The organism is Bradyrhizobium sp. USDA 4532 (assembly GCF_024171315.1).
Taxonomy (GTDB): Bacteria; Pseudomonadota; Alphaproteobacteria; order Rhizobiales; family Xanthobacteraceae; genus Bradyrhizobium; species Bradyrhizobium australafricanum.
Genome location: NZ_JALJZN010000001.1, coordinates 2,939,979 through 2,961,868, shown reverse-complemented (window position 1 = coordinate 2,961,868; position 21,890 = coordinate 2,939,979). Strand labels below are relative to the sequence as shown.

Genomic DNA, 21,890 nt, shown 5'->3' with positions numbered 1-21,890 from the left:
TTGTAGGTATTTGTCCGCGGCTTAGAACAATTTCTCGTTGCGATGTGGTTCCTCAGGTTCCGCTGGTTTTACGGAACTCAAGCTGCATCGACTGATCTGCGCAACTGATGTGCGGCGATTTTCAGGTCGTCGATAAAGCGCTGATATTCCAGCGCCTTGGCTTTTTCATCCGGCAGCCGCAACAGATAGGACGGGTGCACAGTGACGAGCACCTTGGTTCCGTCGTGGTCGATCAGATGGCCGCGGTTCTTGTTGATCGGCGTGATCTTGCCGAGCACGCTCTGCGCCGCGGTGGCGCCGAGCGCCATCACGAGGTCCGGCTTGATGGTGGCGAGCTCGCGCTCATACCACTGGCGGCAGGCGCGGATCTCCGGTGTGCTCGGCTTCTGGTGCAGCCGGATCTTGCCGCGCGGCACGAATTTGAAGTGCTTCACTGCATTGGTGACATAGACCTTGCGGCGATCGATGCCGGCTTCCTGCAGCGCTCGATCGAGCATCTGGCCGGCCGGTCCGACGAAGGGGTGGCCTGCGAGATCTTCCTTGTCGCCGGGCTGCTCGCCGACCAGCATCAGCGTTGCGCTTTGCGGTCCCTCGCCGAACACGGTCTGGGTTGCGTCTTTCCACAGCGGGCAGGCGCGGCAATCGGCGGCCTCCTCGCGCAAGGCCGCGATGGTGTCGTGAGCTTGCCTGCCTTGAACTTGCTTGCCTTGAACTTGCTTGCGGGGCATCGGCGTATCCTGCCGCTTCTGCGGCTCGGCCGCCTTGCGTGCGATGAAGGGGCCGCTGGTCATGCGCATTGCGTCTTCGATCAGAGGCTTAATGATCGAGTCCTCGGGCAGGTTCCTCCAATAGGCTTGCGGCATCTCCATCACTTTCAGCCGTGCGGGATTGAAGCGGCCGTTGTCGTGACGCCGCCAGGCCTCCTCGAGCCGGTCCTCGGTCGGCACTTCGGATTTGGCGACGCCCGGCGTGATCGAGATCGCGTGCCCGTCCCAATGTGCGCAGACGTCGGGGGTCAGGATCGACCACGGCATGTCGGCGAAGCGGCCGGCGAAGAACGGCGCGGCAAGCTCGACGATGTGATGCTCCGGCTCGAACCATGCGACGTAATGAGCCGTCCGCTCGCGGCCGATCTCGCGGAAGCGCAGATGCGCATGCATCCTGTCGATATCGACATAGACCGCGCGCGCCATCGCGTGGACCTCGGCGATATCGGGATCATCGGTCGCACTGAGCAGATCGTGACGGCTGCGCAGCCGCCACAGCAGGCGATAGAGCAGGGCAAAGCGTTCGTCACTGCGATGCAGGATCGCGGCCTTTGCGAGCTCGACGAATTTGGCCGACACATTGAACCGCGCCTGCGGCGTATCCGGCAATTCATTCACGCAGGATGCCGACGACAATTCGTCGTCGCTGCGTACGGTCCATGTGATCTCCGCGGGCTTCACATCGTTCAGCGCCAATCGCCGCGCGGCCTTGCGCCAGCCCTCGAAATCGGTGTCGTTGTCGAGCACGATGATGCGCATGCGATTGCTCCGTTTCCGTCACGCCGTCATTTTCGGGGCCTGCGTGCCTGACTTGCGGAAGATCAGGGCCTGTCCGGTTCGGCGGCTGCTGAATCCCATTGATTCCACTCATGAATCGATGAGTTCACCAATCCGATTGACTCCGCGGGCCCTGTTAGCTTTATATTAGAACATATCATGAACAAATGAGCCAGTCCCTGGTTCTCTGTTCAGACCAGTGACGGCCTCAAATTTTGGTTGGAAGGAGCGGCGCATATGCCGGAGCGCGATCAGCAAAAGTGGTCGCCGGTTTTGCGTCCGATCGCGCTCCTCTTTTTTAAGAAAGGCGCATGATCTTGTCGCCAAACCGCTCACACTTTGGCGGATCATGCGCCGCCGCACGCATGGGTACGCTTGCGTCTCTGCGCGGCAGCATCGCGCGCATCGAGGCGCCATCGGATGCGGCGATGCCGAACCGCGTCGCGCTCGGACACGCCGGCGCGGATGCGATGCTGCGCGGCGGGCTTGCGCCGGCGGCATTGCACGAGGTGTTCGCGGCCGGCCATCAAGGCGGCGCGGCGACCGGCTTCATTGCGGGGCTCGCCGGACGGCTGTCGGCACGCAAGCCGCTGGTCTGGGTGCGGCAGGATTTTTCCGATCGCGAAAACGGCGCGCTATCGATGCGCGGGCTTGCCGAGCTCGGCCTCGATCCGCGCCTCTTGGTCACGGTGCGCGCTGCCGATGTCGATAGCGGCCTGCGCGCCGCGGCCGACGCGCTCGCCTGCGATGCGCTCGGCGCGGTCGTGCTCGAGGTCTGGGGCCAGGCGCGCCAGCTCGATCTCGTCGCCAGCCGCAAATTGACCCTGGCCGCGCAGGCCTCCGGCGTCACCGCGCTGGTGCTGCGGATCGCGGCAACCCCGATCCCCTCGACCGCGGAGACGCGCTGGATCGTGCGCGCGGCGCATTCGCCGCCGGGCAATGCCGCGAGCGTGTGGGGCGCGCCGTCCTTCGAGGCCGAACTCGTGCGCAATCGTCATGGCCCGGTCGGGCGATGGATCATGGAATGGAAATGTGATGAGTGCCAATTCAGTGAACCGTCGGCGTATCCTCAGCCTGTGGCTGCCACGCCTGCCCATCGACCGCATCAAGCGCAAGCTCGCGCAGGACATCGCCTCGCAAGCTGATGCACGGGAGGTGGCAGGGCTCCCTCTCCCGCAAGCGGGAGAGGCGAAGAAAGCAGAACTCCCCAGCGTCGTCGTCGCAAAAGACCACAACGCCATCCTGCTGCACGCGATCGACGAGGCCGCGGTGCGCGCCGGGCTGTCGATCGGGCTGCCGCTCGCCAATGCGCGGGCGATCTGTCCGGAGCTCACGGTCTATGATGCCGATCCCGCCGCCGATCTGAAGACGCTGAACGACATCGCCGACTGGTGCGATCGCTTCACGCCGCTGGTCGCGCTCGATTTGCCTTACGGTCTGTTTCTCGACATCACCGGCTGCGCGCATCTGTTCGGCGGCGAGCGCGCGCTGCTGCAGACCGTGACGGGGGCGCTGAGCCGGCGAGGCTTTGCCGTCAGCGCGGCGATTGCCGGCACCTCGATCGCGGCGCGTACGCTGACGCGCACCGCCTCGGGCAAGATTGTCCCCGATAGCGAGGAAGCGGCGGCGGTCGGCCCGCTGCCGGTGTCGGCGCTCGGTGCCGATGCCGCTGTCACCACCGGCCTGCGCCGCGCCGGCTTGAAGACCATCGGCGATGTCGCCTCGCGCGCGCCGCATGAAATCTCGGCGCGGTTCGGTGCGGCCTTCACCACCTTGCTCAGCCACGCGCTCGGGCAGGGCGATGCCCCGATCAGCCCGCGCAAGCCGCTGCCCGATTACATCGTCGAGAAGCGTTTCCCCGAGCCGATCGCGACCGACACCGTGATCGCGCTGACGCTCTCAAGCCTTGCCAAGATGCTGGTTGCGGCGATGGACAAGCAGGGCAAAGGTGCGCGGCAGCTGGAAGCGAGCTTCTTCCGCACTGACGGTGCGGTGCGCGCGATCATGGTCGAGACCGGGCGTCCGGTGACGCGGCCCGAGATGATCGATCGCCTGTTCCGCGAGCGGCTCGATGCGCTGAATGATCCGCTCGATCCCGGCTTCGGCTTCGATCTCATTCGCCTCGCCGCAGGGCGTACCGAGATCGTGGTACAGCAGCAGCGCGATCTCGACGCCACCATACACGACAATGACGAGCTCTCGGCGCTGATCGACCGCATCGCCGCCCGCATCGGCGGAAAACGCGTCGTCGTGCATCTGCCGCTGGAGAGCCACATCCCCGAACGATCGGCGCTCGCGCTGCCGGCGCAGCATCATCTGGCCGCGGCCAGCGCCGCCGCCTGGCCGGAGCACGTTGCGAGCGAACCACCGCTGCGTCCCTTGCGGCTATTCGAGCAGCCCGAACCGATCAAGGTGCCGTTCGCGACCGTGCCCGACGGTCCGCCGCATCAATTCACCTGGCGGCGCGCGCAGCACGAGGTGGTGCGGGTCGAGGGCCCCGAGCGCATCGCGATGGAATGGTGGAAGCAGGACGGCGCGTCGCTGACGCGCGATTATTTCCGCGTCGAGGATGCCGAAGGCCAGCGCTTCTGGATCTTTCGCGACGGTCTCTACGAGAGCGAGCTGCGCGACGAGGAGGGCAAGCCCGTTCCGGCCAACTGGTATGTGCATGGGCTGTTCGCATGAGCGCACCTCCACCTGATTATGCCGAGATCGGCATCACCAGCAATTTCTCCTTCCTGCGCGGCGGTTCCGATCCGCGCGCCTATGTGCATCAGGCGAGCGAACTCGGGATTCCCGTGATCGGGCTCGCCGATCACAACACGCTGGCCGGCGTGGTGCGCGCCTGGAAGGAGCTCGACAGCGAGAAGGTTGCCCATCCGCCAAAGCTTTTGATCGGCGCCCGCATCGTCTTCATCGACTCTACGCCCGACATCCTGGTCTATCCGCGCGATCGCGCCGCCTATGGCCGGCTGTGCCAGCTCCTGACCCGCGGCAAGCGCGGCGACGACATCGTGCGGATCGAGAAAGGCGAGTGCCATCTGAAGCTCGCCGACCTCCTCGACTTCGTCGAGGGGCAGCTCCTGGTGCTGGCGCTGCCGCATCGCTTTGAGGAGGCAGGCACGCTCGATCTGCTTGCAAAGCTGAAGGCAAGCGCCGCCGACGGCGTCTGGCTCGCCGCAAGCCTGCTCTATCGCGGCGACGACAGGCGCCGCCTCGCGCGGCTGCATGGCCTCGCCACCGACGCCGGTGTGCCGCTCATCGCCACCAACGAGGTGCTCTATCACCATCCGGCGCGCCGCCCGCTGCAGGACGTGCTGACCTGCATCCGCGAAAAGACCACGATCGAGGCGGTCGGCCGCAGGCTCGAGGCCAATGCCGAGCGGCATCTCAAGCCGGCGCATGAAATGATCAGGCTGTTTCGCGATCTGCCGGACGCGATCGCGGAAACCATGCGCTTTGCTGCACGCATCTCTTTCTCGCTCGACCAGCTCAAATATCAGTATCCCGACGAGCCGGTGCCGCCGGGCAAGACCGCGCAGCAGCATCTGGAAGATTTGACCTGGGCCGGTGTCGACAAATATTTCGGCGGCGAGATCGACGAAAAGCTTCGCACCACCCTGAACAAGGAGCTCGCGCTGATCGCCGAGCTGAAATACGCGCATTACTTCCTCACCGTGCACGACATCGTGCACTATGCGCGCAGCCAGAACATCCTGTGCCAGGGACGCGGCTCGGCAGCCAATTCCGCGGTCTGCTTCGTGCTTGGCGTCACCTCGGTCGATCCGACCAAGGTCGATCTGTTGTTCGAGCGCTTCATCTCCAAGGAGCGGCTGGAGCCGCCCGACATCGACGTCGATTTCGAGCATTCGCGGCGCGAGGAGGTGATGCAATATGTCTACCGCCGCTACGGCCGCCACCGCGCCGCGATCATCGCCACCGTGATCCATTATCGCCCGCGCAGCGCGATCCGTGACGTCGGCAAGGCGCTCGGGCTGACCGAGGACGTCACCGCGGCGCTCGCCGACACCGTGTGGGGCAGCTGGGGCAAGGGCCTCAACGACATGCAGGTGCGACAGGCCGGGCTCGATCCCAAAAATGCGATGATCAACCTCGCGGTCGAGCTCGCCACCGAGCTGATCGAGTTTCCGCGTCATCTCTCGCAGCATGTCGGTGGCTATGTACTGACCCAGGACCGGCTCGACACCTATGTGCCGATCGGCAACGCCGCGATGGACGACCGCACTTTCATCGAATGGGATAAGGACGACGTCGACGCCCTTAGCATGATGAAGGTCGACGTGCTGGCGCTGGGCATGCTGACCTGCATCCGCAAATGTTTTGACCTGATCGCCGACCACAAGGGCGAGCACTGGGAGCTAGCTTCGGTCCCGCAGGACGACAAGAAAGTTTACGACATGCTGTGCCGCGGTGAATCGCTCGGCGTGTTCCAGGTCGAGAGCCGGGCGCAAATGAACATGCTGCCGCGGCTGAAGCCGCGTACCTTCTACGATCTCGTCATCGAGGTCGCGATCGTGCGCCCGGGGCCGATCCAGGGCGACATGGTGCATCCTTATCTGCGCCGGCGGAACGGCCAGGAAAAGGTCAGCTATCCATCGCCAGCGCCCGACCAGGGCGACAAGGACGAACTCTACAACGTGCTGCACAAGACGCTCGGCGTGCCGCTGTTCCAGGAGCAGGCGATGCGGATCGCGATCGAGGCGGCCCATTTCACCTCTGAGGAAGCCAATGGCCTGCGCCGCTCGATGGCGACCTTCCGCAATCTCGGCACCATCGGCAGCTACGAGGAGAAGCTGGTCGGCAACATGGTGGCGCGCGGCTACGATCCGGATTTCGCCCGCAGCTGCTTCGACCAGATCAAGGGCTTTGGCAGTTACGGCTTCCCGGAAAGCCATGCCGCGAGCTTTGCCCAACTCGTCTACATCTCCTCATGGCTGAAGCACCATCATCCGGATGCGTTCTGCTGCGGCCTGCTCAACTCGCAGCCGATGGGCTTCTATGCCCCGGCCCAGATCGTCGGCGACGTCCGCAAGAACGGCGTCACGGTGCGCGAAGTCGATGTCTCCCATAGCTTTGCGCAGAACACGCTCGAGGAGAAGGTCGGCGATCATTGCGCGGTGCGGCTCGGCTTTCGCCAGATCGACGGATTTCACTGGCTGGATGAGGACGAGGAGAGGCTGAAACAGCTTCAACTGTCATTCCGGGATGGTGCGCTAGCACCAGACCCGGAATCTCGAGATTCCGGGTTCTCGCTTCGCGATCCCCGGAATGACGGTGTTGAGACAGACTGGGCCGACCGCATCGTTGCCGCGCGCAACCGCCGGCCGTTCACCTCGCTGGAAGACTTCGCGCGCGACACCGGCCTGCCCAAGCGCGCGCTGATCCTGCTCGCCGACGCCGATGCGTTCCGCTCGCTCGGGCTCGACCGCCGCGAGGCGCTGTGGGCGGTGCGCCGGCTGCCCGACGACGTGCCGCTGCCGTTGTTTGAGGCCGCCACCGCACGCGAGCAGCCGGATGAGGGCGCCAAGCCGCTGCCGGAGATGCCGCGTCCGGAGCAGGTGGTCGCCGACTATCAGACCATCCGCCTGTCGCTGAAGGGCCATCCGATGGAGTTTTTGCGCGACACCTTTACGAAGGAGCGCGTCGTCGCCTGTCACACCATCAACAGGAGCAACGACCGCCGCCGCGTCCGCTGTGCCGGCGTCGTGCTGGTGCGGCAGCGGCCGGGCAGCGCCAAGGGCGTCGTGTTCATGACACTGGAGGACGAGACCGGCATCGCCAACATCGTGGTGTGGCCGAAGGTGATGGAGCAGTACCGCAAGGAGGTGATGGGCGCGCGCCTGATCCTGGTCGAGGGCTATATCCAGAGCAGCCCGGAGGGCGTGACGCATCTGGTGGCGCAGCGCATGACCGATCGCTCCCACGATCTGATCGGCCTCGCCAACGAATCCTTGAGCCGCAAGCATCCGGTGCCGGCGGGCCCCGCGCTGATCGAGCCGCTCAACGACGACCGCCGCGATCACGGCGACAACTCGCCGCAAAAGATCCGCCACCCACGCAACGTCCGCATCCTGCCGCCGTCCCGCGATTTTCATTGAACCGCGTGCGACGGCTCTCTCACCGTCACCCTGAGGACACCTGTGGTCCTACCCCCGAGCTTTCTACCCATTGCTCGGGGCCCATGGGTGCGATCGGCACCCGGCTTTCCCTGCGCCCTCTGTTCAAAAGAGAGGGCGGAACGAGATGCAAAGCTCGGACAAAACATGTCGTGAGAACGCGGAAGCATGACTCACATACCGCGCCACACACTCATCGTCGTCCCGGCGAAGGCCGGGACCCACAACCACCGTTGCAAATGGTTACGCTCTGCTGGAACGACGAGTGCCATCCACAACATCCGCTGCGGCGTATGGGTCCCTGCCTTCGCCGGGACGACGCCTGGGACCACCGAAGCAAATTGCTATGCACTCTTGCAACGGCGAGCCCCGCTACAACGTGCGCTGCGGCGTATGGGTTGTCTGAGTCCAGCGGCGTGAACGCCAGTGTCCATCCAGTCGGTTCATCGACTGATGTCGCGCGAATGCGAACGTGTAGCCTACACGCCAATGCTGACACGTAGCTTACAGCTGGTCCCTGTCGGGCGGGTCTCACCGTCGCATCGATGGCGGATGACTTCCTCAGCCGCTGCATGCTACTCCACCGCGGCGCCGACCGGCGGTCCGCCCGGCGGGCGGTGCAGGAAGGTGATCGATGCGTAGGCGCCGACCCACGAGCCGAGGGCGGCGAAGGCGACGTAGAGCCAGTTTTCGGTGTAGCTGATCACCGCATAGGAGGAGAGCACATACCAGACGCTGCTCCAGGTCGCCGCCGGCACGCGCTTGCGCGCCACGACCGCCGAGGTGAACATGACATAGACCGCGTCGGTCGCTGCGGTCGCGAGGAAGACAGCGCCGGCGGTGAGAGGATCGATGGCAGCCATTGCAACTCCTGTGTGGGTCGGGCAGAGCTGGATATAAGCAGGGCCGGAAATGATTGTTGGGATCGGGCACCGCCTTTTTGTCATCATGCTCGGGCATAGGATAATCGCAAACGGGTATGCGCATGCAGGACATTCGTGAAATCCTTTCCGATGTCTGGACCGGCGCCGGCGGCGCGCCGGCCGCGCTCGATGCGGTCACATTGACCGGCAGCGAGCCGCAGCTGCCGTCGTCGTTTCGGGTCGCAGCCGCAGCGCAGGCGCCGATCGCAGCAGCCGGCCTCGCCGCGGCCGAGATCTGGAAGGCCCGCAGCGGCGAGCAGCAGGACGTCGCGGTCGACATCCGCCATGCCGTCGTCGAATGCCGCAGCGAGCGCTATTTGCGCGTCGACGACAAGCCGCCGCCGCCGGCCTGGGACAAGATCGCCGGCGTCTATCGTGTCAAAGACAACCGCTTTGTCCGCCTGCACACCAATTTCCCGCATCATCGCGACGCCGTCTGCAAGGTGCTCGGCTGCAACGCCGAGCGTGACGAGGTCCAGGCCGCGCTGCTGCAATGGGACGGCGAGGCGTTCGAGACCGCGGCCTACGCCGCCGGCGGCGTCGTCGCCTTGATGCGCTCGCACGACGAGTGGTCGGCGACGACGCATGCCAAAGAACTGGCAAAACTGCCGCTGATCTCGATCGAGAAGATCGGCGAGGCCGCACCGAAGCCGTGGCCCGCGGGCAACCGGCCGCTGGCCGGCATCCGTGTGCTCGATCTGTCGCGCGTAATCGCCGGTCCCGTCGCCGGCCGCACGCTCGCGGCGCATGGCGCCGACGTACTCCTGATCTCCGGTCCCGATCTGCCGGCGATCCCCTGGCTCACCATCGACACCGGCCGCGGCAAGCTCACGAGCTTCCTCGAACTGCGGAGCGAGGAGGGGCGGGGTGTGATGCAGGGGCTGTTGGCGCAGGCCGATATTCTCTCGCAGGGCTATCGGCCGCAGGCGATCGCGCGGCTCGGCTTCTCGCCGGAGGAAGCGGCGCGGATCAATCCCGGGATCGTCTATGTGACACTGTCGGCCTACGGCCATGCCGGCCCGTGGGCCGGGCGCCGCGGCTTCGACTCGCTGGTGCAGACCACGACCGGCTTCAATCATGCCGAAGGACAGGCGGCCGGCACAGATGGGCCGAAGGAATTGCCGGCCCAGATGCTCGACCACGCCACCGGATATTTCATGGCGTTCGGTGCCATGATGGCGAAGGCCCGCCAGGCCCGCGAAGGCGGCAGCTGGCACGTCCGGGTATCGCTGGCGCAGACCGGACGCTGGCTGTGGAATCTCGGCCGCCTCGAAGGAGGCCTTGCGACCGAGGACCTGAAGGCGGATGCGGTGCAGCCCTTCATCGAACGGCTGCGGTCAGGCTTTGGCACGCTGAGCTCGGTCCGGCATGCCGCCGTGCTGTCCAGGACCCCGGCCCATTGGTCCCGTCCGGCCATGCCGCTCGGCAGCCACCCTCCGGAGTTTCCTGCCCCGGAGTTTCCCGGATGAGACATTCAGCTGCCGTTCAGGCTATGCAAACTTTAACGACAGGCATCGCCGAAGGGCGATTTTTAGGTTGTTTGAGACGCCAATTCAGCACTATTAGCGCACCGCTGGGGCCGTCCCGCCGGATGCTGCAACGATTGACCCCGCGGACCGCATGGTGAAAGAGTTTACCAAGAGAATGCAGAGCTTTAGCCGCCCGCGCCTGGTCGTGGCCGCGGCGCTGCTGGCGGTTGCCTGCGCGGGTGCCTATGGCTACACGCGTTTCGGCTCGGAAAAGCAGACATCTTCGGAAGTCTCCAGCCAGTCCCGCAAGGGCGGCGCGCGCTATGCGCCGTCGGCGGCCGAGTGGGCCAGCCTGACCTTCCAGACCGTGAGCGAGCACACCTTCCGCTCCGAGCTGGTGACCGAGGGCAAGATCGGCATCGATGAGGACCGCTCCACCCCGGTCTACTCGCCCTATACCGGGCGCGTCACCCGCCTCATGGTGCGGCCGGGCGATGCCGTGGTGAAGGGCCAGCCGCTGTTCGTGATCGAGGCGGCCGACACCGTGCAGGCACAGAACGACTACATCGCGGCGATGACCGGCCTCAACAAGGCGCAGTCGGCGCTCGACCTGGCGCAAATCCAGGAGAAGCGCGCCAAGGATCTGTCCGAGGGCAAGGCGATCCCGCTGAAGGATTATCAGCAGGCCCAGACCGCGCTCGTGCAAGCGCAGAACGATGCGCGCTCGGCGCAGACGCTTTTGGAAGCGGCGCAGAACAAGCTGCACATTCTCGGCTTCGGCGACGACGACATCACGACGCTGCGGCAGAAGGGCCGCCTCAATCCGGAGACGACGGTGTTCGCGCCGATCGGCGGCACCGTGGTCCAGCGCAAGGCCGGTCCCGGCCAGTATGTCTCGACCGGCGCCAGCGACCCGGTCTACGTGATCGGCGATCTGTCGACGGTCTGGCTGATCGCCTTTGTCCGCGAATCCGACGCAGACAATGTCGCGGTCGGCCAGGACCTCACCTTCAGCGTGATGGCGCTGCCGGGCAAGACGCTGAACGCCCGGGTCAACTATGTCGCCGCGGCGATCGACGCGACCTCGCGCCGGCTCCTGGTTCGCGCCACCATCGACAACGCCGACAAGCGGCTGAAGCCCGAGATGTTCGCCAATGTGACGCTGTATTCGAAGGGCGATCACCCGGCAGTCGGCGTGCCGAAGCAGGCGCTGATCTACGAGGGCGACCAGGTTCGGCTCTGGGTCGCGAGGGCCGACGACAAGACCATCGAGCTGCGTCAGATCAAGCCCGGCCTCATCAATGGCGACCTCGTCGAGGTGGCCGGCAACCTCAAGCCGGGCGAGCAGATCGTGACGAAGGGAAGCCTCTTCATCGACCGCGCCGCATCAGGCACCTAAGCGCATGATCCGGAAAAGTGGGAAGCGGTTTTCCCTCGCGACAAACGCAGAGCGCGTTTGCGCGGAGATCACGCTCAACAAGAAAATTCCCTTCCAGTTGAAAGCGCCGATCTGAATGGATCGCCTCGTCGCCCTTGCCGTCAATCGCCGCTACTTGATGGTGGCCATGTTCGTGGCCGTCTTGATCGGCGGCCTGCTCGCGTTCAAGCAGCTCAACATCGAGGCCTATCCCGATCCGACCCCGCCGATGGTCGATATCGTGACGCAGAGCCCGGGCCTCTCGGCCGAGGAGATCGAACGCTACATCACGATCCCGATCGAGACCCAGGTCGCCGGCATCAAGAACCTCAAGACCATCCGTACCATCTCGCTGTACGGCCTTTCCGACGTCAAGCTGCAGTTCTCCTTCGACTACACCTATGACGAGGCGCTGCAACAGGTGCTCAACCGCCTGTCGCAGCTCGCGCCGCTGCCGGGCAACGTGCTGCCCGGCATCTCGCCGCTCAGCCCGATCGGCGAAATCTTCCGCTACCGCCTGAAGGGACCGCCTAACTACAGCGTGCTCGACCTCAAGACGCTGCAGGACTGGGTGCTGCAGCGCCGCTTCCGCGCGGTGCCCGGCGTGATCGACGTCACCGGCTGGGGCGGCAAGACCAAGACCTACGAGATCCAGGTCGACTTCAACAAGCTGGTCGCCAACGGACTGACGCTGCCGCAGGTGCTGCAGGCGGTGTCCAACGCAAACATCAATGTCGGTGGCAACACCGTGAACATCGGCTCGCAATCGGCCGTGGTGCGCGGCGTCGGCCTGATCCGCTCGATCGACGACCTCGCCAACACCATGGTCTCGCAGTCCGGCGGCAATCCGGTGCTGGTGCGCGACATCGCCCATGTCACGATCGGCGAGAAGCCGCGGCTCGGCATCGCCGGCCTCGACAATGACGACGACATCGTGCAGGGCATCGTCCTGATGCGCCGCGGCGAGCAGAGCTCGCCGACGATTACCCGCGTCGAGCAGCTGGTCCACGACATCAACCATTCCTCGATCCTGCCGCCCGGCGTGAAGATCGAGCGGATCTACGACCGCAAGGACCTGATCGAGCTCACCACCCACACCGTGCTGCACAACATGGTGGTCGGCATCCTCCTGATCGTGCTGTTGCAGTGGATATTCCTCGGCGACCTCCGCAGCGCGCTGATCGTCGGTGCGACGATCCCGTTCGCGCTGTTCTTCGCCGTGATCATCCTGGTGCTGCGCGGCGAATCCGCCAATCTGCTGTCGGTCGGCGCGATCGATTTCGGCCTGATCGTCGATGCCACCGTGATCATGGTGGAGGCGATCTTCCGCCGGCTGTCGCAGACCACCGCGCTGTCGGAACACGAGCGAAGCCACATCTCCGAGGACACGGTGATGGGGATGAAGAGCCACGCGATCCTGTCGGCGGCCGCCGATGTGTCGCGCTCGATCTTCTTTGCCGCGGCGATCATCATCGCGGCGTTCCTGCCGCTGTTCACGCTGTCCGGCGTCGAGGGCAACATCTTCGGCCCGATGGCGCGCACCTATGCTTACGCGCTGGCCGGCGGGCTGCTGGCGACGTTCACGGTCACTCCGGCGTTCAGCGCGATCATCCTGCCGGCGCATATCCACGAGACCGAGACCTGGATCGTCAAGAAGCTCGACGCGATCTACCTGCCGGTGCTGAACTGGGCGATCGCCAACCGCAAGCTGGTGATGGCCGGCGCGGCCGGCCTCGTGGTCATGACCATCATCTTCGCGCGCTTCCTCGGCCTCGAATTCCTGCCCAAGCTGGAAGAGGGCAATCTGTGGATCCGCGCCACGCTGCCGCCGACGATCTCGCTGCAGGAGGGCAATGCCTATGTCAACGAGATGCGGAAGCTGATCCGCAGCCGTCCCGAGGTGGTATCGGTGGTGTCGCAGCACGGCCGTCCCGACGACGGCACCGATGCGGCCGGCCTGTTCAACGCCGAATTCTTCGCGCCGCTGAAGCCGGCCAGCGAATGGCCAAATACTCACGACAAGGACGTGCTGACCGCGCAATTGCTGGCGCAGTTGCAGGAGAAATTCCCGGGCGTCGAATTCAATTTCTCGCAGTATCTGCAGGACAACGTGTCGGAAGCGGTGTCCGGCGTGAAGGGCGAGAACTCGATCAAGCTCTACGGCAATGATCTGCAGGCGCTGACCGACACCGCCAACAAGATCAAGTCGGTGCTGTCGACGGTGCAGGGCGTCACCGATCTTGCGGTGTTCACCTCGCTCGGCCAGCCGACCATCCAGATCGACGTCGATCGCGCGCGCGCCGCGCGCTATGGCCTGTCGCCGGGCGACATCAACGCCACGATCCGGGTTGCGGTCGGCGGCGACAGCGCCGGCGACCTCTATGAGCCCGGCAGCGACCGGCACTTTCCGATTATCGTCCGCCTTGCGCCGGAATATCGCAAGAGCGCGGAGGCGATCCAGAACTTGCGGATCGGGGTGGCCAACGCCAACGGCGGCATCACGCAGATCCCGCTCTCCGAAGTGGCCTCGATCAACCTGATCTCCGGCGCTGCCTATATCTACCGCGAGCAGCAGGAGCGCTATTTGCCGATCAAGTTCTCGGTCCGCGAGCGTGACCTCGGCAGCGCGATCCGGGAGGCGCAGCAGAAGATCGACGAGCAGGTGCAGCTGCCGCCGGGATCGCGCGTCGAGTGGGTCGGCGAGTTCGGCAATCTGCAGGATGCGATCAGGCGGCTGTCGATCGTGGTGCCGATCAGCCTCGCGCTGATCGCGGTGCTGCTGTTCTTCAATTTCGGCTCGATGGTCGACACCATGCTCGCGATGAGCGTGATCCCGATGGCGATCTTCGGCGGTGTGCTCGGGCTTCTGATCTCGGGGATTCCGTTCAGCGTCTCGGCGGCGATCGGCTTCATCGCGCTGTTCGGCATCGCGGTGATGGACGGCATCATCATCCTGTCGCAGTTCAACCAGCTGATCGACGAGGGCTACGACCGGATGCGCGCGGTGATCCGCACCGGCGAGCTGCAGCTGCGTCCGGTGCTGATGACCTGCGTGGTGGCGGGCGTCGGCCTGTTGCCGGCGGCGATTTCGGAAGGCATCGGCTCGCAGGTGCAGAAGCCGCTCGCCATCGTCGTTGTCACCGGCATGATGCTGGCGCCGCTGGTGATCCTGATCACGCTGCCGGTCTTGATCTCCTACTTCTCGCGCCGGCCGAAGGACGGCCTCAGGTGAAGCCGTAGAGCCGCGCCGGATTGTCGACCAGGATCGCCTTGCGGACCGCGGCGTCCGGCGCCCAGACCGGAAGCTGGTTGAGGAGGCGGCCGTCGTCGATCTGAAACAGCGGCGTCACGTCGGTGACCTTCTTGCCTTGCGGCGTCACCGAATCCGGGTGCGGCCAGTCGGTGCCCCAGACGATGCGCTCGGCATTGGCTGCGATCAGTGCCTGTGCCAGCGGCGTGGCGTCGGCATAATCGGGCGCAAGCTTGGAGGCGCGGTAGGCGCCGGAAATCTTGACATAGGCCTTGCCGGACTTGACCAGCGCGAGCAGGTCGGCAAATCCCGGCTGGCCTGTGCCGAGCGCGGCCTCGGCGCCGCCGAAATGGTCGAACACGACCGGCACCGGCGCTGTAGCGACGAGGTCCTTGATTGCGGAGATCATGGCGAGGCTGGTGAACAGCTGCACATGCCAGCCGCGCGCCTTCATCCGCTCGATCGCGGCCGAGAAGCGCTGCCGGCCGACATTGGGATCGTTGACGCCGCCGGTCGCGAGGTTGAGGCGGATGCCGCGGAAGCCGGCCTTGTTCATGGCATCGAGATCGCTCTCGCTGGTCTTGTCGTCGATCACGGCGACGCCGCGTGCGGTTGGCCCGCGGGCCGTGATGCCGAACAGGGTCGACGAATTGTCGGGGCCATAGACGCTCGGCGTCACGATCACCACGCGCTCGACATGGAGCGCCTTGTGCAGCGCGCTCATCTCCTCCGGCGAGGCCGGTTCCGGCGTGTAGACGCGGCCGGCGAAGAACGGGAATTTCTCGGGGTCGCCATGGATGTGGGTGTGGCAGTCGCACGCCCCGGCGGGCATGTCGAAATTCACCGCGGTCGATGGCTGCGCTGCCTTGGAAAATGCGTTGCTGCTGGTCATGGTCACTCCGGCTGCGATGGAAGCCAGCATCATATCGCGTCGCGTCAGCATTGGACGTCTCCCTGCGTGCTCGGCTGTTATGCGCGTCATACGCGCGCCGGCATTATGGGTTGCCGGCGGGGGCGGAGGTTATCGGCGGAGAGAGCGGGCGGGAAGGGCCCGTTCGCGGTGCGAACGGTTCCACGATGCCTATTGTCCCGACGGCGTGCGCAGGCCGTGCCAGGCGTCGCGCACCTGATGGTAGTGCACCTCGGGCAGATAGTCCGGCGTCTTCAGGTTCAGCGTCTTGACGTCGAGGCGCCCGGTCGCGCTGAGCAGCGTGTAGGAGGCGATCACGCGGTCGCGCTGCGCACCGATCAGCCGTGCTCGCGCGGTGATCAGATCCTGCTGCGCGTTGAGCACGTCGACCGTGGTGCGCTGGCCGCCCGCGGCTTCTTTCTGCACGCCAGCCAGCGCAACCTCCGCGGCCTTCATCTCGGACTCGGAAGCCGACACCGCGATCTTGGCGCCCTCATTGGCGACCCACGCGCTGACCACGGCGGTCTTGGCCTGATTGCGGACCTGATCCAGCACCAGCCGGCTCTGCGCCGCGACCTCCTTGGTCTGCCGGGTCTGCGATGCGGCGGTGCCGCCGTCATAGATCGGCTGCGTCACCTGACCGATCACCGAGGCTTGATCGGTGCCGAAGCTGCCGAGCGTGGTGTCGGTGTCGCGGCTGCGGCTGACGCTGCCCTGCACGGAGACATTCGGCATCAGGCTGCTCTCGGCGACGCGAATCGAGGTCGAGGCGACGTCGACGTCGAAGCCTGCCGCGGTGACGGCGGGATGCTCGCGGAGCGAGAGCGCGATCGCATCCTCGCGGCTGCGCGGCAACAGCCGGTCGATGGTCTCGGCCGGGCGCAACTGGGATGGTGCGTTGCCGACCACCTGCGCATAGGTGGCCTGGCTGATCGCGTAATTGACCTCGGCGGCGTTGAGATCGGCAAGGCCGCGGTTGAGCCGCGCCTCGGCCTGGGCGGTATCGGTCGGCGTCACGTCGCCGGCATTAAGGCGCCGTTCGGTGATTGCCCGGGTCTCCTTCAGGAAGGCGACGTTGGCGCGCTGCGCCTCGACCAGGGTCTGGTTGGCCAGGACGTTGGTGTAGGCGGTGACCGCGTCGAGCAGCACACCCTGGCCGACATTGCGCAACGCCTCGCGGCCGGACTGCACCTGCAACTCGGCGACGCGGACGCTGTTGGCGGTCTTGAAGCCGTTGAACAGGGTCTGCGTCACCGTGACGCCGATCTGCCACGGCTTCAGCGTTGCGGTCTGGATCACATTGCCGGGCAGCTGGTCGCGCACCGCTTGCAGACCAACCGACAGGCCGGCGATGATCTGGGGACGGTAGCCGGCCAGCGCCTGCGGCACGTTCTCGTCGGTCGCACGCTGGCGCGCCCGCTCGGCGTTGAGTTGCGGATTGGTCTGATACGCCTTGACCAGGGCGTCCGGCAGGCTCTCGGCGCGTGCCGCGGTCTCCGTCAGCAGCGCACATGCCAGCGCGCCAAGGCCGATGCCCGACAAAAGCACGCGCCTCGCTACGTCGCCGACCCTCGCGGCACGCTCAACCATGTGATCCCGCAAACCAAAACTCCGGCAGTGCGCCCCCGCCGACGCCGCCGACACATCTACCTGTTTACGGGGCGGTGCCGCCACAGACAAACCGCCGCGCGACATCTGCACATCATTTCAGTTCTTGTCTGTTGCCGGTTCGTCACAGGCGCACGTATCGGTCATATGAAGTATAAGTTTGAACCGCCGGCCGTCGATTCAACGATGCCGGTTATCCACCGTCTCTTCCGGGTCCATTGCTGATGCCGATATTCTTCTCCGACCCCGAGGCGATCGCGGAGCACATCATTCGTGACGTCGGAACTGAACTGGTGGTCGGGCTGCCGCTCGGCCTCGGCAAGGCCAACCACATCGTCAACGCGCTGTATGCGCGAGCAGTGGCCGACCGCTCCATCAACCTGACGCTGTTCTCCGCGCTGACGCTGGAAAAGCCGAAACCGAAGAGCCTGCTCGAACGGCGTTTCATCGGTCCGGTGATCGACCGCCTGTTTGGCGGCTATCCTGATCTCGCCTACGCGGATGCGCTGCATCATGGCGCACTTCCGCCCAACATCAAGGTGATCGAGTTCTTCTTCCTCGCGGGGCAGTGGCTGCACCAGCCATTCGCGCAACAGCACTACATTTCCGCCAACTACACCCATGCGGCGTCATATTTGTTGTCGCGCGGACTGAATGTCGTGCCTCAGCTCGTTGCCAAGCGCATGGTCGACGGCGTGCCGCGCTACAGCCTGAGCTGCAACACCGACACCACGCTCGACGTGCTGCGCGCCCGTGCGCAGGGGCGGGCGTCGTTCAAGCTGATCGGCCAGGTCAATTCCGAGCTGCCCTTCATGCCCGGCGCCGGCGACCTGCCGGCGGATGAACTCGCCGCGGTGCTCGACAGTCCCGAGACCGATTTCCCGCTGTTCGCGCCGCCGTCCGAGCCGATCAGCGACACCAAATATGCGATCGGCTTGCACGCCGCCGGTCTGGTCCGCGACGGCGGCACGTTGCAGATCGGCATCGGGCAGGTCGGCGACGCGCTGGCGCAGGGGCTCGTGGTCCGCCATCGCGACAACGCCCAATTCCACGGCATCATGCAGCGCCTTGCGCCCGGTACCGGGCAACTCGCCGCGGCCGAGACCGGGTCGTTCGAAAAGGGTCTCTACGGCGTCAGCGAGATGCTGTTCGAGGCGTTCCTCGGGTTGATCGACGCCGGCATCCTCAAGCGCGAGGTCGGCGGCGTGATCCTGCACGGCGCATTCTTCCTGGGCCCGCCATCATTCTACCGGGCGCTGCGCGAGATGGCACCGGAGCAGCTGGCGCGAATCCAGATGATGCCGGTTTCCTTCACCAACGAGATCTTCGGCGACGAGGACGGCAAGCGTCGCGCCCGGGTCGATGCGCGCTTCGTCAACAATGCGATGATGGCGACGCTGCTCGGCGCTGCGATCTCGGACGGTCTCGAGAACGGCCAGGTCGTGAGCGGGGTCGGCGGCCAGTACAATTTTGTGGCGCAAGCATTCGCGCTCGAGGGCGCACGTTCTGTGCTGGCGCTGGAGGCGACCCGTCAGTCCGGCAAGCAAGCGCAGTCGAACATCCGCTGGTCCTATGGACATGAGACCATCCCGCGGCATCTGCGCGATGTCTTTGTCACGGAATATGGCGTTGCCGACGTCAGGGGGAAATCCGATGCCGACGTGATCGCCGCGATGCTGCAGGTCTCGGACTCCCGCTTCCAGGGCGAATTGATGCGGCGGGCAAAGGATGCCGGCAAGCTGCAACTCAGCTACGAGATTCCTGCGGCGCATCGCGAAAATTATCCCGAGCGCATCGGCGATGCGCTGAGGCCCGCGCGCGATGCCGGGCTGCTGCCGTCATTCCCGTTCGGCAGCGACTTCACCGATGTCGAGCAGCGGTTGATTCCGGCCTTGCAGATCTTGCAGCAGGCGCAGCACACGCCGCTGCAACTCGCCGGCCTGCTGTGGCAGGGCATGCGACATCCGCCCGATGCCGCCGACCGCGAATGCCTGGCGCGGCTCGGTCTCGACAAGCCGACGCATTTCGCCGAGCGCGCCTATCGCGCGCTCGTCACCGCGGCATTGCAACGGAGCCGAATGGCTAAAGCGCGATGAGATCATCGCGCCTTAGCCTGTTGTCTGAGCATGATCTTGTCCGGAAAACCGCTTCGCACTTTTCCGGATCATGCTTTAGCGGTTCTTGTTGACCGGCTTGCGCTTCTCGATGAACGCCGCCATGCCCTCGGAGCGATCCTCGAGCGCGAAGGTCGAGTGGAACAGATTGCGCTCGACATTCATGCCCTCTGCGAGCGGCGTCTCGAACGCGCGGTTGACGGCTTCCTTGGCCATCGCGGCCGCCGGGCGCGACATCGAGGCGATCTTTTCGGCTGCCGCGAGCGCCTCCTCGAGCAGCTTGTCGGCCGGCACGATCCGCGACACGAGGCCCGAGCGCTCGGCTTCCGCCGCATCCATCATCCGCCCGGTCAGGCAGAGGTCCATCGCCTTCGACTTACCGATCGCACGGGTCAGGCGCTGCGTGCCGCCGATGCCGGGAATGGTGCCGAGGGTGATTTCCGGCTGGCCGAACTTGGCGGTGTCGGCGGCGATGATGATGTCGCACATCATCGCGAGCTCGCAGCCGCCGCCGAGCGCATAACCCGCGACCGCGGCAATGGTCGGCTTGCGGCAACGGGCGACGCGGTCGCCGCCGATGGCGGTGAAATCGCTGTTGAACATGTCGATGAAGCCTTTCGGCTGCATCTCCTTGATGTCGGCGCCGGCCGCGAAGGCCTTCTCGCTGCCGGTGATCAGGATACAGCCGATCTTGTCGTCGGCCTCGAGATCGTCGACCGCCGCGGCGATCTCGCGGAACACGCCGAACGAGAGCGCATTCAGCATTTTCGGCCGGTTCAGCGTGATGACGCCGACTGGTCCCTTGCTTTCGACAATGATGAATTCGAACGTAGCCATGGACGCAAACCCCGTGCCTGATTTGCCGGGCAATGTGCCCGCTGACGGGATGCGCTTCAAGTGGCTGAAACGAGGCTTTGGGCTGCGGTGCGGCGCCCCCCGCGCCGCACCGCAGGCGCCTCCGCTAGGCCATGAACATGCGCGCGGCGGAGGCCACCGTGAGCAAAGCGCCGAACCCGATGAAGATCTTCCCGATCAGCGAGGTCTGGTCCCAGCTCGCGCTGTCGCTGCTCGCCAGAACCGGGGCCGGCTTGGGTGCAGCCACGGTAACCGTCGGCGGCGGCGCCGGCGATGCCTCCTGTTGAGCGGTCTGCGGCTGGGCCGGCTGCGGCTGTTCCGCCGGCTGCTCCTGCTGCAGGGCTCGGTCGACCTCGTTGAGCTGGTCGGATGCGACCACATTACCGTCGGACTGGTCTGCGGGCTTGTCGGCCGCGGCAATCAACACATTGGCTTTCACCGGCGTCGCCGCTGCATTGTCGTCGCCGGAGGTCAGCTCCGCATTGGCGTTGGCGACGGTGGCGGGAATGCCTGCCGAGGTGACCCTGCCGGCGTCGTTATTGGTGGCCTTCTTGCTGTCGGATTTGTCGGCGGTCTTGTCAGCGGTCCTGGAGGACCGGTGGCGTGCCGAGCGCCGGCCATGCCGCGAACTCTGCCCGGCGGACTTGTCGGTCGTTGCGCTGTCGGATTTCGATGCCGATGCGTCCGATCCGGCCGCATGCGCCGGCAACGGAGCCGCGAGACACACAAGAAGCCCTGTCAGTCCTGTCGCAACCATCAATGCCAAGCGCCCGCTGGCTTTGATCTTCATTTTGATGATCTCCCCATGTCGCCCGCCCAAGGGCGAAAAGAGACCCCGCTGCGTGTCCACACCGGGGCAGAAAAAGGGAATCTTCGGGCATCCGGGGGCAAAAGCTGGGCAATTTCTTCCCAGTGGCCCATCGACGGCAGCAGCACCGATGCTTGTCGGACCGATCGGTGTTATGAGCCGTGACGTCTGGAAACCCGCCGGAGCGATTCTTTGAGGCCGATCCTCGGCGCGGTCTTGCTGGAGGATAGAGATCACGAATTCGTGATCGTCTGGCATGCCGCGTAACGAACTGAAAGATCGGCCGAATTGCAATTCAGGAGCCTGCGTGCGCGAACGTGAGGATGAATGGACCGGCCTGATGCGGTCGGCCATTTCAGGCGATGATGCGGCGTACCATCGCCTGCTCAAGGCCATCACGCCGGTACTCCGTGCTGCGGCGCGCCGCGGCCTGGCGCGCGCGGGACAACCGGTCGATCAGTCCGAGGACATCGTGCAGGACATCTTGTTGGCGGTACATTTGAAGCGACAGACCTGGGACACCAGCGCGGCGTTCGCGCCGTGGCTGTTCGCGATCGCGCGCAACAAGCTGATCGACGCGCTGCGCCGCCGCGGCAAGCGGATCTTCGTCAACATCGATGATTTCGCCGAGACGCTGCCCGGGGAAACACCGGAACCGACGGCCTCACCGGGCGAGGTGAGCGCCCAGTTGCAGGCTTTGCCCGCGCGGCAGCGCGAGGTGCTGCAATCGATTGCGGTCGACAGCGCCTCGATCAAGGACACCGCGGCGAAATTCTCGATGACCGAGGGCGCGGTGCGAGTCGCGCTGCATCGCGGGCTTGCGAGCCTCACTGCGAAATTACGGGATCGATGAGC

14 protein-coding genes are annotated in these 21,890 nt (G+C 65.3%); 8 read left to right on the top strand and 6 right to left on the bottom strand.

Going from position 1 to position 21,890, the window contains the following annotated elements; translation table 11 throughout:
• Positions 1 to 77 precede the first annotated feature (77 nt).
• Complete coding sequence (locus J2R76_RS14185; protein WP_076833091.1) at positions 78 to 1,526, bottom strand: UdgX family uracil-DNA binding protein; 1,449 nt, start codon at positions 1,524 to 1,526, stop codon at positions 78 to 80.
• Positions 1,527 to 1,909: 383 nt separating this feature from the next.
• Here J2R76_RS14185 and J2R76_RS14180 point away from each other — a divergent pair, with 383 nt between their 5' ends.
• The 3 genes from J2R76_RS14180 to J2R76_RS14170 are packed head-to-tail and all read left to right on the top strand — an operon-like array spanning position 1,910 to position 7,663.
• Positions 1,910 to 2,689 carry an ImuA family protein gene (locus J2R76_RS14180; RefSeq protein WP_143271174.1) on the top strand — a complete coding sequence of 260 codons (780 nt, stop codon included), beginning with the start codon at positions 1,910 to 1,912 and terminating at the stop codon, positions 2,687 to 2,689.
• A complete protein-coding gene (locus J2R76_RS14175) occupies positions 2,580 to 4,229 on the top strand; it encodes a DNA polymerase Y family protein (RefSeq protein WP_057015666.1) in 1,650 nt (549 codons plus the stop codon). Before J2R76_RS14180 ends, J2R76_RS14175 begins: the two co-directional genes overlap by 110 nt.
• Positions 4,226 to 7,663, top strand: coding sequence for an error-prone DNA polymerase (locus J2R76_RS14170; protein WP_076833097.1), 3,438 nt, complete (start codon positions 4,226 to 4,228; stop codon positions 7,661 to 7,663). The genes J2R76_RS14175 and J2R76_RS14170 overlap by 4 nt, the downstream gene beginning before the upstream one ends.
• Positions 7,664 to 8,256: 593 nt before the next feature.
• Here the strand turns inward: J2R76_RS14170 and J2R76_RS14165 are convergent.
• On the bottom strand, positions 8,257 to 8,544 hold the full coding sequence (locus J2R76_RS14165; RefSeq protein WP_018270628.1) for a hypothetical protein: 288 nt from the start codon (positions 8,542 to 8,544) through the stop codon (positions 8,257 to 8,259).
• 122 nt (positions 8,545 to 8,666) lie between these two features.
• Between J2R76_RS14165 and J2R76_RS14160 the strand changes: the two genes are divergently transcribed.
• The 3 genes from J2R76_RS14160 (at position 8,667) to J2R76_RS14150 (ending at position 14,722) form a co-directional block, all read left to right on the top strand.
• Complete coding sequence (locus tag J2R76_RS14160) at positions 8,667 to 10,073, top strand: CoA transferase (protein ID WP_076833569.1); 1,407 nt, start codon at positions 8,667 to 8,669, stop codon at positions 10,071 to 10,073.
• Between the two features lie 151 nt (positions 10,074 to 10,224).
• A complete protein-coding gene (locus J2R76_RS14155; protein ID WP_057015665.1) occupies positions 10,225 to 11,472 on the top strand; it encodes an efflux RND transporter periplasmic adaptor subunit in 1,248 nt (415 codons plus the stop codon).
• Positions 11,473 to 11,587: 115 nt separating this feature from the next.
• On the top strand, positions 11,588 to 14,722 hold the full coding sequence (locus tag J2R76_RS14150; RefSeq protein WP_076833100.1) for an efflux RND transporter permease subunit: 3,135 nt from the start codon (positions 11,588 to 11,590) through the stop codon (positions 14,720 to 14,722).
• On the opposite strand, the gene J2R76_RS14145 is transcribed toward J2R76_RS14150, so the two are convergent.
• Positions 14,715 to 15,683 (bottom strand): amidohydrolase family protein, encoded by a 969-nt coding sequence (locus J2R76_RS14145; RefSeq protein WP_076833103.1) that lies wholly within the window; start codon positions 15,681 to 15,683, stop codon positions 14,715 to 14,717. The genes J2R76_RS14150 and J2R76_RS14145 overlap by 8 nt on opposite strands.
• A 138-nt stretch (positions 15,684 to 15,821) precedes the next feature.
• Positions 15,822 to 17,240: a TolC family outer membrane protein gene (locus J2R76_RS14140; RefSeq protein WP_143271176.1), complete on the bottom strand. Its 1,419-nt coding sequence runs from the start codon at positions 17,238 to 17,240 to the stop codon at positions 15,822 to 15,824.
• A 242-nt stretch (positions 17,241 to 17,482) separates the two neighbouring features.
• On the opposite strand from J2R76_RS14140, the gene J2R76_RS14135 reads away from it, so the two are divergent.
• Positions 17,483 to 19,354 (top strand): acetyl-CoA hydrolase/transferase C-terminal domain-containing protein, encoded by a 1,872-nt coding sequence (locus J2R76_RS14135; protein ID WP_076833571.1) that lies wholly within the window; start codon positions 17,483 to 17,485, stop codon positions 19,352 to 19,354.
• Between the two features lie 75 nt (positions 19,355 to 19,429).
• Here the strand turns inward: J2R76_RS14135 and J2R76_RS14130 are convergent, their stop codons facing one another.
• Together J2R76_RS14130 and J2R76_RS14125 are read right to left on the bottom strand one after the other, a co-directional pair.
• The gene (locus J2R76_RS14130) at positions 19,430 to 20,209 is read right to left on the bottom strand and encodes an enoyl-CoA hydratase (RefSeq protein WP_076833105.1); all 780 of its coding nucleotides are present in this window, start codon (positions 20,207 to 20,209) and stop codon (positions 19,430 to 19,432) included.
• Between the two features lie 124 nt (positions 20,210 to 20,333).
• Positions 20,334 to 21,293, bottom strand: a complete 960-nt coding sequence (locus J2R76_RS14125) for a hypothetical protein (protein ID WP_244558962.1) — start codon at positions 21,291 to 21,293, stop codon at positions 20,334 to 20,336.
• A 49-nt stretch (positions 21,294 to 21,342) separates the two neighbouring features.
• Here J2R76_RS14125 and J2R76_RS14120 point away from each other — a divergent pair, with 49 nt between their 5' ends.
• The gene (locus J2R76_RS14120) at positions 21,343 to 21,888 is read left to right on the top strand and encodes a sigma-70 family RNA polymerase sigma factor (protein ID WP_076833573.1); all 546 of its coding nucleotides are present in this window, start codon (positions 21,343 to 21,345) and stop codon (positions 21,886 to 21,888) included.
• The last annotated feature ends 2 nt before the right edge of the window (positions 21,889 to 21,890 follow it).

Excerpts from the sequence above, each read along its gene's own strand:
- J2R76_RS14130 (WP_076833105.1), bottom strand. The coding sequence starts at position 20,209 with ATGGCTACGTTCGAATTCATCATTGTCGAAAGCAAGGGACCAGTCGGC.
- J2R76_RS14170 (WP_076833097.1), top strand. The coding sequence starts at position 4,226 with ATGAGCGCACCTCCACCTGATTATGCCGAGATCGGCATCACCAGCAAT.
- J2R76_RS14175 (WP_057015666.1), top strand. The coding sequence starts at position 2,580 with ATGAGTGCCAATTCAGTGAACCGTCGGCGTATCCTCAGCCTGTGGCTG.
- J2R76_RS14180 (WP_143271174.1), top strand. The coding sequence starts at position 1,910 with ATGGGTACGCTTGCGTCTCTGCGCGGCAGCATCGCGCGCATCGAGGCG.
- J2R76_RS14145 (WP_076833103.1), bottom strand. The coding sequence starts at position 15,683 with ATGCTGACGCGACGCGATATGATGCTGGCTTCCATCGCAGCCGGAGTG.
- J2R76_RS14125 (WP_244558962.1), bottom strand. The coding sequence starts at position 21,293 with ATGCCAGACGATCACGAATTCGTGATCTCTATCCTCCAGCAAGACCGC.
- J2R76_RS14155 (WP_057015665.1), top strand. The coding sequence starts at position 10,225 with ATGGTGAAAGAGTTTACCAAGAGAATGCAGAGCTTTAGCCGCCCGCGC.
- J2R76_RS14160 (WP_076833569.1), top strand. The coding sequence starts at position 8,667 with ATGCAGGACATTCGTGAAATCCTTTCCGATGTCTGGACCGGCGCCGGC.
- J2R76_RS14165 (WP_018270628.1), bottom strand. The coding sequence starts at position 8,544 with ATGGCTGCCATCGATCCTCTCACCGCCGGCGCTGTCTTCCTCGCGACC.
- J2R76_RS14150 (WP_076833100.1), top strand. The coding sequence starts at position 11,588 with ATGGATCGCCTCGTCGCCCTTGCCGTCAATCGCCGCTACTTGATGGTG.
- J2R76_RS14135 (WP_076833571.1), top strand. The coding sequence starts at position 17,483 with ATGCCGATATTCTTCTCCGACCCCGAGGCGATCGCGGAGCACATCATT.
- J2R76_RS14140 (WP_143271176.1), bottom strand. The coding sequence starts at position 17,240 with ATGGTTGAGCGTGCCGCGAGGGTCGGCGACGTAGCGAGGCGCGTGCTT.
- J2R76_RS14185 (WP_076833091.1), bottom strand. The coding sequence starts at position 1,526 with ATGCGCATCATCGTGCTCGACAACGACACCGATTTCGAGGGCTGGCGC.